Raw genomic sequence first — 11735 nt, forward strand, 5'->3', positions numbered from 1 at the left:
TCATGCCAGAACTGACAGGAGACAATCCATGCCCGCTCAACACGAACTCGCACGTCCCGAACCTGCGCCTGTCGACCAGGTGCCGAAGCCAAGTCTGCTGTTCATGCTCGGTTTCCAGCATGTGCTGGTGATGTATGTCGGCGCCATCGCAGTTCCGATGATCATCGCCAGCACGCTCAAGCTGCCGAAGGAATCGATCGCCGTTTTGATCAATGCGGATCTATTCACCTGCGGCATTGCAACGATCCTGCAGTCGGGTGGCTTCTGGCGCTTCGGCGTGCGCATGCCTGTCATGCAGGGCGTGGCGTTCAGCGCAATCCCACCGATCCTCGTGATTGCCACTAGTCCAGGCCTCGGACTGACCGCCGTGATCGGCGCGGTGATGGCCGGCGGCATGCTGACGATGCTGATCTCGCCGGTGTTCGGCAAACTCGTGCGGTTCTTCCCGCCAATCGTGGGCGGCTCGATCGTGATGGTGGTCGGCCTGTCGCTTTTTCCCGTAGGCGTGAGCTGGATTGGCGGTGGCAGGAGCGCGCCGGACTTCGGCGCACCCCATCATCTTGCGCTGGCTGCGTTCGTGTTCACCATGATTCTGGTGATCAACCGTTGGCTCAAGGGGTTCTGGTCAAATGTGTCGGTGCTGCTGGCGCTGGCGGCCGGCATGCTGGTGGCGATCCCGTTCGGCATGGTCAATTTCCATGGCGTTGAGCAGGCGCCGCTGGTCGACATGGTCAAGCCTTTTTACTTCGGCTGGCCTGTGTTCGACCCGATGGCGATCGCGACCATCGTCGTGGTGATGGTCATCATCATGATCGAATCGATGGGCCTCTTTCTTGCAACAAGCGACGTTGTCGGCAAGCCGCTATCGGCAATGAACATGGCCGATGGCTTGCGCGCCAATGGACTTGCGAGCGTGATCGGCGGCATCTTCAACGGGTTCCCCTACACAATTTACAGTCAGAACATCGGTCTGTTGGTCGTCACCGGCGTGAAAAGCCGCTGGGTCGCGGTGGGCGCGGGTGTGATCCTCTGTCTACTCGGGCTATTGCCGAAGCTCGCGACAGTTGTGGCATCGGTGCCTCTGCCCGCATTGGGTGGCGCGGGAATTTTCATGTTCGGTGTCGTGACCGCGGCGGGCGTCCGGACTTTGGCCAAGGTGGATTTCGAGAGCGGTCGGCGCAATGTCTATATCGTCGCTGCCACGCTCGCCCTGTCGCTGCTGCCAACCGTTGCGCCGACCATCTTCAAAGCGCTGCCGCAGTGGATTCAGCCCTTCCTGCACAGTAGCATCCTGTTGGCCTGTGTGACTTCTGTCGGCCTGAACCTGTTGTTCAATGGGATACCGCGCGCCGATCCTCACTCGCTAACCAACGAGGGGGCCTCCATGGGTCTCGCCAAGCACTAAGACGGCCTCGTCCCAGAAGCGTTCCGCCTGCACGTGGGTGAAGCCCGGCGGATGCGTAATGAAAGACACGACTTCATGAACGAGAAACCTGCTCTTACGCGCGGGATGACCTTTCTGTTTTCCTGCGCATGCGGCATCATCGTCGCCAACATCTACTATTCCCAGCCCCTGCTCGCCACGATTGCACGGACCTTTGACAGGGCCCCGGCCGACCTGGGATATCTGGTCACGCTCACGCAACTCGGATATGCGAGCGGATTCGTGCTGATCGTGCCGCTCGGCGACGTGCTTGATCGACGCATGTTGATCGTTCGACTCCTGCTCGCCAATGTCATCGCGCTATTGGCCATCACCCTCAGTCCAAACTATATCGTCTTCGCAGTCGCTAATATCTGCCTCGGTATCACGTCCTGCTCGACGCAATTACTCATTCCATTAGCGGCGTCGCTCGCAGACGAGCAATCGCGCGGTCGTGTCGTCGGTGTCGTCATGAGCGGTTTGCTACTCGGTGTTTTGCTTGCGCGCGTCGCAGCGGGGATCGTGGCGCAGTACACGCACTGGCGGCTGGTCTACGGAATTGCCGCCATGACGGTTTTGCTGCTGGCGATAGTCCTGTATACCGTGCTTCCACGCAACCCACGTACAGTCCGCTTCAACTACGTCAGTCTGATGGGCTCGCTCACACAGCTTTTATGTAGCGAACGCGTCCTCATGCTGCGTTCGCTGTACGGTGCACTGGCTTTTGCCTGCTTCAGTCTGGTATGGACCGGCCTGACGTTCCTGCTGAGTCAGCCCCCCTACAGTTTCAACGACGGCCAGATCGGCATGTTCGGGCTGGTCGGGGTAGTCGGCGCACTGGCCGCAAACTCCGCCGGCCGCCTCGTCGATCGCGGATATGGCAATAGGGCAACCGGGTTATTCGCCGCGGCGATTCTGATCTCCTTTGCGTTAATCGCGGGCGGCACTACCTCACTGGTCCTGCTCGTGTCGGGAATCGTGCTGCTCGATGTAGGTGTTCAAGGGTTGCATATTTCGAATCAAAGTGTGATCTACGCGTTAACCGAAAATGCCCGGAGCCGCATTACCACGATTTATCTTGCCAGCTATTTTATTGGTGGTGCGGTCGGCTCGAGTATGGCAAGTCTTGCTTATGCAACCGAGGGATGGAGAGGGCTGTGTCTTGCAGGGGCCACGCTGTCCGGCATCACGCTCTTCTTGTGGATTATGTCCCAAGGGCTCACGCGATCGCTCTTTTCAGAACGTTGAGGCAATACAGTCAACGTCAAAGCCTTGCTCGCGGGTTCTCGCGCCAACTTGGGTTTTTCCCGCTAAACCGCCGCAAGATGTGTCCTGAGTTTCTTCAACCCGCGCCGAATCTGCGATTTCACCGTGCCAATCGGCACGTTCAGAACATCGGCTATCTCGTCGTAGCTCCGCTCGTACAGATACGCGAGGGCCACGGCGTTGCGCTCGCATGCGCGCAGGCGGGCCATGCAGGCTGCGAGTTGCCGCGCCTCCTGACTCGCCAGTACCCGATCCGACGGATCGGAATCCAACGCTGGCAGGATGTCATCGAATGCGTCAGACCATTGCGTTTCCGCATTCGCGCCGAATGCCCTCTGCTGCCGCAGGCAGTCAAGTGCCCGGTTGCGCACGATCGCCACCAACCAGATCATCGGCGCGGAACGGTTGCACTCGTAATCGCCCGCATATCGCCAGATATTGACGAACGCTTCCTGCAGCACTTCTTCAGCCCACTCGCGCCGCTGCAGTATGCGCAGCGCAATGCCGAACAGTTGCGGTGACGTCCGATCATAGAGCGCGCGCAACGCCACGGCATCCTGGCTGGCGACGCTCCGGAGAAGTTCGGTGAGCGCGTCAGGCGTTGAATTGCGAGAAAGGGCCGACGTCATGGGACCGTCCGTATAGGTTGCGCGACCAACGAACCTGTCGAAACAATCGGCAGCGGGGTACGGTAGCTCTAGCGATTAAGCAGAAAACGTGCCGCGGCGATGTCATGCTTGCGCATCCGATTAACGCTCGTGGATCTACTCAGCGGCGGCGCTCGCCGCCGTTTCGTTACGCAATGGATAGCTGCGCAGGATTGCTCAGCATCGCAGTCAATCATCAGCCTGATTACGCTCGTTACCACGATTGATTGACCGATAAGCGGTGAGCCAGTTTCGGGGTCCGTTTTATGCTGCGCGTGGAATGGAATGCAGCGCGAAGACTTGCGCGGCTTCTTTCATGTCTAAACAAAAGGCTACCCACCATGCACAAAATTGCTCTCACCCTGCTGCCGGCAAGTTTGCTGGCGTTTTCACCAGCACCGGCCAATGCCGACGAGTCTGATCCAGCCGGCACGAAACAGATGTCGGCTCCCGCCCAGGCCGAACCGCACATGCAAAAGGTGCTGGACGCGCTCGCCAGCCTCGGCGGCAAGCCAATTGAAACACTCACGCCGGAGGAAGCCCGTAAGCAGCCAACGCCCGCTGATGCGGTCAAAAAAGTTTTGACGCAGGAGGGTAAAAGTACTGCACCGGAGGAAGTCGGCAGTCTGAAGCACATGAGCATTCCGGGCCCTGGCGGCGATATTCCCATTCATATTTACAGCCCTAAGGGCAAGGGTCCATTCCCGGTCATGGTCTACTACCACGGCGGCGGATGGGTCATTGCCGATACCATGACTTACGACGCCTCGCCCCGCGCGCTAGCCAATGGCGCAAAAGCAATCATCGTGGCGGTCGATTACCGACAAGCGCCCGAACACCCATTCCCGGCGGCCAGCGACGATGCCTACGCTGCCTATCAATGGGTGCTGAGCCATGCCCGGGAATTTCAGGCCGATCCCCATCGGGTCGCTGTTGGCGGTGAGAGCGCCGGCGGCAATCTGGCCACCGTGGTTTCAATGATGGCACGCGATAAAAAGACGCCGATGCCGGTCTATGAATTGCTCGTCTATCCAATCACCAACAACGACTTCAGTACGCCCTCTTACCTTGAAAATGCCACCGCCAAGCCGTTAAGCAAGCCGATGATGGAATGGTTTTTCAAGCAGTACGCGCCGGACGCCAAGGAGGCAAACAATCCCTATGTATCGCCGCTAAAAGCGGAATCCCTTCGCGGTTTGCCGCCGGCGACCATCATCACTGATGAGATCGATCCGTTGCGCTCCGAGGGCAAGGCTTATGCCGATCGGTTACGTAGCGCGGGCGTCAAGGTGTCTTATAAAAATTACGTCGGTGTTACGCATGAGTTCTTTGGCATGGGAGCCGTCGTCCCAAAAGCAAAGGAAGCCGAACAAAAGGCGTCGGCTGATTTGCGGAATGCATTTTCGGCAAAACGGTAGAGGAAGCGCTGAAGAAAAATGTGCAAACACTCGTCGAATGAATTCGGGCCGTTCGCGCGTAACGCCGCATAGTCTGGGCGAGTGACGCGCGCCAGCATGTGCCTGAGTTGGCCGGCAGTCGAATCGTGAGGAAGGACTGTCGGCATGGGATCGCTCGCATGTGCATACGGCCGTGGATCCGCATCTCAGGATCCACGGCCGCGACCTCACGTCTCCAGGTGCGCATCCATCGTTATTTCCGCATTGAGTACTTTCGAAACCGGGCACCCTTCCTTGGCGGCATTGGCTGCCTTTTCGAAAGCCTGTTTCTCCGCGCCCGGAATCCGGGCTCTCACGTCAAGGTGAACGGCCGTAATCGAAAAACCGCCGTCAGACTTGTCCAGCGTAACCGTAGCCGTAGTTTCGATGCTCTGCGGTACCATACCGGCCTCGCCCAGTTGCAGCGAAAGCGCCATCGAAAAACAGCCCGCGTGCGCGGCGCCCAGCAACTCTTCAGGATTGGTACCCGGACCATCTTCGAAACGCGCGTTAAAGCCGTATTGCGCGTCTTTCAGAACACCGCTCCCCGTCGAGATTGAGCCCCCGCCATCCTTGATTCCGCCTTGCCACTTTGCCGATGCAGTCTTCTTCATCTGATCTCTCCTTGGTTGTACAACAAGCACCTCGTCCTGACACTCACGCACCACAAAACACAGCTCGCGGTGCCCGAACAGGTATCAGCAACCCACTGCCGATGCCATGATTGGCATCGGCTCAGCATGCCGCTCGCAAAGCTGTCGGCTTGCGTCGCGAAGAGCCGTTCGCAAACCTTCTTCCACCACCGGGTGATAAAACGGAAGTGACAACACCTCCTGTGCTCTCAGCTCGAGTTGCACGGCCCAGGCGAGCAGGTGTGCAAGGTGCTCGATTTCCGGGCCGCTCGCTTCGGCGCCGAGCAGTTTTCCGCTGCAGGCATCCACATAGACGTGAAGCGCTCCGCTGTTCTTGCGCATGATTTTGCTCCGGCCCTGGTCTTCGAACGACACCTTGCCGACCACGATGTCCCGACCCGCGAGCGATTTGTATGAGGCGCCGATCATCGCGGCTTGAGGCTCGGTGAAGACGATCGACAACGAAGCGCTGCGCTTGTGATGTTGCACGTCGGGAAAACTCGCAGCGTTGCACCCAGCGAGCGTGCCTTCATCCGTGGCGTCGGTGAGCCACGGTCGCGTACCGTCACAATCGCCGGCAATGAAGATGGTGCTGTCGCCGCACTGCATTGACGTGTCGTCGAAGAGCGGCACACCGTGTTGGTCGAGCGTGAGCGTGGTCTTGTCCAGTTACAAAGTGTCTAATGCCGGGTGCCGCCCGGTCGCCGCCAGCACGGTCGCGAACTGCGAGGTCATCACGCTGCCGTCGGGCGCGCGATATCGGACCGTGGGCATTCCATCTTCAAGTTTCGTTTCGAGAATCTTCGCGTCGACGTCCAGGTCGACCTCGCGTTGCAACGCATGGACCAGTGCAGCGCGGACTTGAGGGTCGGTCAGCCCGGCAGCAGCGCCATCCCGGCCAAAGATCTGAACCCTGACATCCAGTCGCGCGAGGGCGAGCCCCAACTCGAGGGCAATCGGGCCGGCGCCGAAGATCCCCACGCTCTCCGGCAGGGTGTCCCATTCGAAAACCGCGTCGCTGAGCACAACATGTTCACCGAGTACCTTTAAGTTGTCCGGTATGACGCCCCTTGCCCCGGTCGCGATAACCACGCTGCGGGCGCGAATCTCGAACCTGTCGTCGACAGTCAATACCGTATTCGACAAAAAACGTGCGTGCCCCTGCACGACGGAATCCTCGGGAAATGAGCGCATGTCCGCCAGAACCGACGCTACGAAACGATCGCGTTCGGCACGCACGTAGGCCAGCACCGCACGGCCGTCCGGCTTTGCGTGTTCGAGACCGGTGACCCCTAGCGCGCCAAGCGCTCTGGCATCGTGCAGCCCGTTCGCGGCCGCGATCAGCAGTTTGGATGGCATGCAGCCGCTGCGCGCACACAATGTCCCCAGATCGCCCGATTCGATGAGTAATACGCGTTTGCCTGCCGCGCGGGCCGCGTGAAACGCAGCGAGCCCCGCACTACCGGCACCGATGATAGCGACATCCACTTCCCTGGATTGCATCACGTCCCCATGAAATACCGCGTCCGAAAGCCACCCCATCGTTCGATCGCATTTTGCGAAACGCTGACACAACGGATGGTACAAAAACCGCTGCCGCAATCGCTATGCCCGCGGACCGCGCCCTTCGCGCTGAGGGAAATAGGAGCGTAGTATGAGTGGGTAAAGGTGCGGGATTGCCCGAAAGGATCGGTCATGCCGATCGCGAGTGCATCAGCAGATTTTGCGCGCGTATCGCAGCCTGACCAGACGATCTATTCCGGGTCGGAAATGAAGCGCCGTGCGCGATCGTGCTTCCATATCGCACATCGCGATATCGGCGTCTTCACCGCTTCCACATCGACAAATCGTGTTGAATCGAAATCACACGAGCAAAGACGGCGTCGCAGCAGGTTGCGTCCCGCAGCGACCGTTAGCCACTGATGGAAGTGCCGCAAAGCGGCGTCGAGGGGTTGCTCATGATGCATGTTTTTCTCGCGAACAATCGCAATGAACTGATAGAACGGTGCCGTGCGAAGGTGGCGCAGCGACCCGGCCGTGCGGCGACCGCGCAGCAACTTCAGAACGGCGTGCCGCTGTTCCTGGACCAGCTCATCAGAACGCTGCGGATGGAGCAGACTTCGGAGCCGATGGACAGCCGAAGGATTTCAGGTCCGTCGGGCGGAGGGGCGTCTCTATCCGAAATCGGCGAGACAGCGGCACAGCACGGCCGGGAATTGCTGACGCTCGGGTTTACGGTTGACCAGGTCGTGCACGACTATGGAGACCTGTGCCAGGCGGTGACAGATCTCGCCTACGAGCGCGATGCGCCGTTCCAGATTGACGAGTTTCGCACGCTCAACCGCTGTCTGGACAATGCGATTGCCGACGCGGTCACCGAATTCAGCTACCAGCGCGATTTTGCCGTGGCGGACAGGCAGGCGATTGAGCTGCATGAACGGCTGGGATTCTTCGCGCACGAGTTGCGCAACTTTCTCCAGACCGCCACGCTCGCGTTCACTGCCGCCAAAACCGGAAATCTGAGTCTGTCCGGCGCCACCGGGACGGTGCTGCAGCGAAGCCTGGACGGACTGCGCGATCTGATCGCCCATTCGCTAGATGAGGTTCGTACGCCGGCCGGCATTTCCGTGCAGTCCAGAATGTTTCCGGTTGCCGGCTTTATCGCGGAAGTCAAACGCGCCGCCGAGCTTGCGGCCCAGGCCCGGGGCTGCGCGTTGACGGTGTCCGCCGTGGACCCGCGGCTGGCTGTCAGCGGAGACCGTGACCAGCTTTATGCTGCACTAGGGAACCTCCTGCAGAACGCTTTCAAGTTCACGCATTCCCATAGCGAGGTGACGCTGGATGCGTATGCCGTGGCGGATCGCATCCTGATCGACGTGAAGGATCACTGCGGCGGTCTTCCGCCCGGCGATGCGGAACGGATGTTCCTGCCCTTCACCCAGAACGGCGAGGACAGAACCGGCTTGGGCCTGGGACTTTCGATCGCGCGACGTAGCGTCGAGGCAAATAACGGTATCCTAAGCGTTCGGGACTTGCCTGGCATTGGCTGCGTCTTCACCATCAGCCTGCCCCGATATGCGGCGGCGGCAAGCTGAGCATGGCTGCTGCCCGGTCAACAGGCCGTCCGCTGTCCAGTCGCGCCCAACTTTACAATCCGTCGACGATTGTTACCGGTTGGCTGCGCGTCCTGGCTTGTCAGCACCCATACGATTATTGCGGCGTGCCCTTGTCGCTCGTCCCGGCTGCCGAAGCGGCGGCCCCTTTGCCTTTCCCTGACATCGCCTTGCTCTGCTTGTGCATGGTCGTACCCGCCGTACCGGTATGTTTCATCCCCATCGCGTCCGACGCAGGCATCCCCTGTTCCGTCGGCGATGCGGTCGCGGCACCGTGACCGCCCATCGAGGTCGAACCCGCTGCGCCGGTCGGACCACCCGACGATCCTCCACCAGACCCGCCGCCTGCGCCACCGCCCGACTGAGCGAGTGCAGGACCCGACAATACGAGTACCAACGCGCCAGCCCATACCAATCTGTTTGTGTGTTTCATCACAAGCTCCATTGCTAGTCATGACCCGCATACGATATGCAGGTGCTGTCATGGGCTCCGCATTATTCGGTCCCGCCGCGCACGCCGAAGCCCATTGCCCCACATAGCGCCTTGCCTGACCCGGTCGCGTCGAAGCATGCATCCGAAGCAACTGCAGACCTCTGCCTGGAAATGGTCAGCACGACTCGAGGCGGATGGAGTTTGGCAAGTCCTGCTGCGCGTCCCATCAATGTTTCGCCGAATCACGCGTACTGGCGAAGGCGCAACGAAAACTCCTCAAGCGCAAGGATGCCGCTATGCTCTGCACGGTGACACCATTCCTGCAACTGAAAGAGCAACTGCTCGCGCGACCTGTTCGATCGTTCCCACATTGCCGCGAGATCGATTTGCAATTCGACGTAGGTCCGCAACCGTTGATTGCGGGAAAATATTTCCGCCACCCGCCGTTGACCCCGATCTTCTTGCGCCAGGTCCACGACACGAAATGTATTCCTGACGTCGCGCATGAGCCGTAGTTTTTCAAAGCCGCTGATATGCGCCATATGCGCCAGTTCCTGCCGATATGCGCGTTCAGCCGTCCTTGCATAGCGCGCCATCACCTCATAGCGGTTTCTGAGAATGGCCTGCACCGTACTATCGTCGAGCACCATCCTGCCTTTGATCAGGTGCGGCGTCGGCGCCACTTTCCTTACCTTCGCCAACCGCAGGGCAGAAAGGATGCAGATATACATCCAGCCGATATCGAACTCGTACCATTTGCTCGACAGCTTCGCGGAGGTGGCAAACGCATGATGGTTATTGTGTAGCTCTTCGCCGCCGATCAGGATGCCAAAGGGGATAAAGTTCGTGCTCGCGTCTGCGGAGCCGAAGTTGCGGTAACCCAGATAATGTCCGACGCCGTTGACCACGCCACCCGCCCAGAATGGAATCCAGATCATCTGGACAGCCCAGACCGACACCCCAACAACACCGAAGAGCGCGACGTCAATCACCATCAGCAAGCTGATGCCGAGATTCGGGTATTGTGAATAGAGGTTGCGTTCCACCCAGTCGTCCGGCATGCCGTGACCGAACTTGCGCAGCGTTTCTTCGTTCTTCAGTTCGGCGCGATAAAGTTCAGCACCTGCAAGCAGCACTTGCCAGATGCCACGAATCTGTGGACTATGCGGATCTTCAGCGGTTTCGCACTTCGCGTGATGCTTACGATGAATCGCAGCCCACGGTCCCGTCAGCACGCCCGTTGTCATCCATATCCAGAATCGGAAGAAATGGCTCGCGATCGGATGCAGATCCAGCGCACGGTGTGCCTGGCAGCGATGGAGATAAATGGTCACGCTGACAATCGTGACGTGAGTCAAGACTAGCGTCACCAGCAGAACCTGCCACCACAATAGCGAAAGGATTCCGTGGGAAAAAAATGCAATTGACGTGGTAGACAAAACGACCTTCGTAATAGATATAGCCGCGTGTGAAGACCAGATAGCGCGCGGCAGTTACCCAAGAAGTTGCGTAGCCGACATACCCTTCATATGCTGCTACAAAGCAGCGGTTTTGGCCGAACCAACGCCCAGATGTCAAGCGACGCGAAAACGAGCGCGGTGAGAAGAAACAGTGTTAGCGGATTCATGACAGGTATCCCGATTGGGAGAATGTACGCCAGCCTATCGGCCACATCCGGTTGGGTTATTTCGTCTATATGCCGACCTTCGCGTGGTGTCACCGCGAGGTGACTTAGCAGACGGTATAGGCAACTGCCGGGGATGTCGGTACGGTCCCGTACCGGGACGAAAAACGCGCGCGCAAGAGCTGGAACGGCCGCTCGCCGGCGTGGTTGACCGCTTCGTGCCATCGCTACGAGTTGCACGCATACGTTCAGCCTGCTGCTGATGCCGGCGCCTCGCGTGCCAGGGCTTTGCTACGCCGACTCTCGCGCGCCGCCGGTCAGCATCCGGATATAGGCATAAGCCCACTACCTCCCGCGCGGCAGAAAATTCAGCAAACGCTGTACAATACCGCGCCTGACGCGGGCTTTTTCGGCCTCCCCGGGCCGTGCACCGCGCCGTCCGCGCCTCGGCTTGCGAGCCTGATCCGCGCGTTGGGTTTGCGCTTCGGATCAGCGCATTGAGTCCGTGTTCCGTTACCTGCGTTTCATCTGAATCTTGCCTATGTCCGCCCCGCGACCCGACTCTGCCCGTCAGCGCCGCCCGATGCGCCCGCTGCCCGTCATCATCTTCATGAGCCGCTGGCTGCAAGTGCCACTCTATCTGGGCCTGATCGTGGCCCAGGCCGTATACGTCGTCCTGTTCGTCAAGGAAGTCTGGCATCTGGTCACAGCGTCCATGACGCTCGACGAAACCAACATCATGCTGGTCGTGCTCGGCCTGATCGACGTGGTGATGATCTCGAACCTGCTGATCATGGTAATCATCGGCGGGTATGAAACCTTCGTGTCGCGCCTGGGTGTGGAAGGTCATCCGGACGAACCGGAATGGCTCGACCACGTGAACGCCGGCGTGCTCAAGGTCAAATTGTCGATGGCGCTGATCAGCATCTCGTCGATCCATTTGCTGAAGACCTTCATCAGCCCCGACCAGAATTCGACGCACACCATCATGTGGCAGGTGATCATTCACGTCGCGTTCCTCGTCTCGGCGCTGGTGATGGCATTTGTCGACCGCCTCACCACCCATACGCATCCGAAACATTTTCAGGAACCCGCGGGGTTGCAAGCGCTGGGTTCGAACAGTTCCCCTCCCCTAAAGGCGCACGACTGACCGCACTGCCC

9 protein-coding genes and 1 pseudogene are annotated in these 11735 nt (G+C 59.4%); 5 read left to right on the top strand and 5 right to left on the bottom strand.

The features are described from left to right. The first annotated feature begins 28 nt into the window (after window positions 1-28). Complete coding sequence (locus ACAX43_RS10235; RefSeq protein ID WP_370708259.1) at window positions 29-1405, top strand: nucleobase:cation symporter-2 family protein; 1377 nt, start codon at window positions 29-31, stop codon at window positions 1403-1405. Window positions 1406-1480: 75 nt separating this feature from the next. After that, window positions 1481-2671, top strand: coding sequence for an MFS transporter (locus ACAX43_RS10240; RefSeq protein ID WP_370708260.1), 1191 nt, complete (start codon window positions 1481-1483; stop codon window positions 2669-2671). Between the two features lie 62 nt (window positions 2672-2733). Here the strand turns inward: ACAX43_RS10240 and ACAX43_RS10245 are convergent, their stop codons facing one another. Further along, window positions 2734-3318 (bottom strand): RNA polymerase sigma factor, encoded by a 585-nt coding sequence (locus tag ACAX43_RS10245; protein ID WP_370708261.1) that lies wholly within the window; start codon window positions 3316-3318, stop codon window positions 2734-2736. A 359-nt stretch (window positions 3319-3677) separates the two neighbouring features. Here ACAX43_RS10245 and ACAX43_RS10250 point away from each other — a divergent pair, with 359 nt between their 5' ends. Continuing rightward, window positions 3678-4754: an alpha/beta hydrolase gene (locus ACAX43_RS10250; protein WP_370708262.1), complete on the top strand. Its 1077-nt coding sequence runs from the start codon at window positions 3678-3680 to the stop codon at window positions 4752-4754. A 206-nt stretch (window positions 4755-4960) separates the two neighbouring features. Here ACAX43_RS10250 and ACAX43_RS10255 read toward each other — a convergent pair whose 3' ends face one another. Both ACAX43_RS10255 and ACAX43_RS10260 read right to left on the bottom strand, forming a co-directional pair. Then, window positions 4961-5386 (bottom strand): OsmC family protein, encoded by a 426-nt coding sequence (locus ACAX43_RS10255; protein ID WP_370708263.1) that lies wholly within the window; start codon window positions 5384-5386, stop codon window positions 4961-4963. Between the two features lie 84 nt (window positions 5387-5470). Next, window positions 5471-6907, bottom strand: a pseudogene (locus ACAX43_RS10260) (dihydrolipoyl dehydrogenase). A gap of 455 nt (window positions 6908-7362) precedes the next feature. Between ACAX43_RS10260 and ACAX43_RS10265 the strand changes: the two are divergent. Further along, window positions 7363-8499: a sensor histidine kinase gene (locus ACAX43_RS10265; protein WP_370708325.1), complete on the top strand. Its 1137-nt coding sequence runs from the start codon at window positions 7363-7365 to the stop codon at window positions 8497-8499. Window positions 8500-8614: 115 nt separating this feature from the next. On the opposite strand, the gene ACAX43_RS10270 is transcribed toward ACAX43_RS10265, so the two are convergent. Both ACAX43_RS10270 and ACAX43_RS10275 read right to left on the bottom strand, forming a co-directional pair. Then, on the bottom strand, window positions 8615-8950 hold the full coding sequence (locus tag ACAX43_RS10270; RefSeq protein WP_370708264.1) for a hypothetical protein: 336 nt from the start codon (window positions 8948-8950) through the stop codon (window positions 8615-8617). A 242-nt stretch (window positions 8951-9192) separates the two neighbouring features. Continuing rightward, window positions 9193-10389, bottom strand: a complete 1197-nt coding sequence (locus ACAX43_RS10275; protein WP_370708265.1) for an acyl-CoA desaturase — start codon at window positions 10387-10389, stop codon at window positions 9193-9195. A 768-nt stretch (window positions 10390-11157) separates the two neighbouring features. On the opposite strand from ACAX43_RS10275, the gene ACAX43_RS10280 reads away from it, so the two are divergent. Then, a complete protein-coding gene (locus ACAX43_RS10280) occupies window positions 11158-11724 on the top strand; it encodes a TIGR00645 family protein (RefSeq protein WP_370708326.1) in 567 nt (188 codons plus the stop codon). The last annotated feature ends 11 nt before the right edge of the window (window positions 11725-11735 follow it).

This window comes from Paraburkholderia sp. IW21 (genome assembly GCF_041321145.1).
Classification (GTDB): Bacteria; Pseudomonadota; Gammaproteobacteria; order Burkholderiales; family Burkholderiaceae; genus Paraburkholderia.

Coding starts and splice junctions, on each gene's coding strand:
- ACAX43_RS10235 (WP_370708259.1), top strand. CDS start 29: ATGCCCGCTCAACACGAACTCGCACGTCCCGAACCTGCGCCTGTCGAC.
- ACAX43_RS10240 (WP_370708260.1), top strand. CDS start 1,481: ATGAACGAGAAACCTGCTCTTACGCGCGGGATGACCTTTCTGTTTTCC.
- ACAX43_RS10245 (WP_370708261.1), bottom strand. CDS start 3,318: ATGACGTCGGCCCTTTCTCGCAATTCAACGCCTGACGCGCTCACCGAA.
- ACAX43_RS10250 (WP_370708262.1), top strand. CDS start 3,678: ATGCACAAAATTGCTCTCACCCTGCTGCCGGCAAGTTTGCTGGCGTTT.
- ACAX43_RS10255 (WP_370708263.1), bottom strand. CDS start 5,386: ATGAAGAAGACTGCATCGGCAAAGTGGCAAGGCGGAATCAAGGATGGC.
- ACAX43_RS10265 (WP_370708325.1), top strand. CDS start 7,363: ATGATGCATGTTTTTCTCGCGAACAATCGCAATGAACTGATAGAACGG.
- ACAX43_RS10270 (WP_370708264.1), bottom strand. CDS start 8,950: ATGAAACACACAAACAGATTGGTATGGGCTGGCGCGTTGGTACTCGTA.
- ACAX43_RS10280 (WP_370708326.1), top strand. CDS start 11,158: ATGCGCCCGCTGCCCGTCATCATCTTCATGAGCCGCTGGCTGCAAGTG.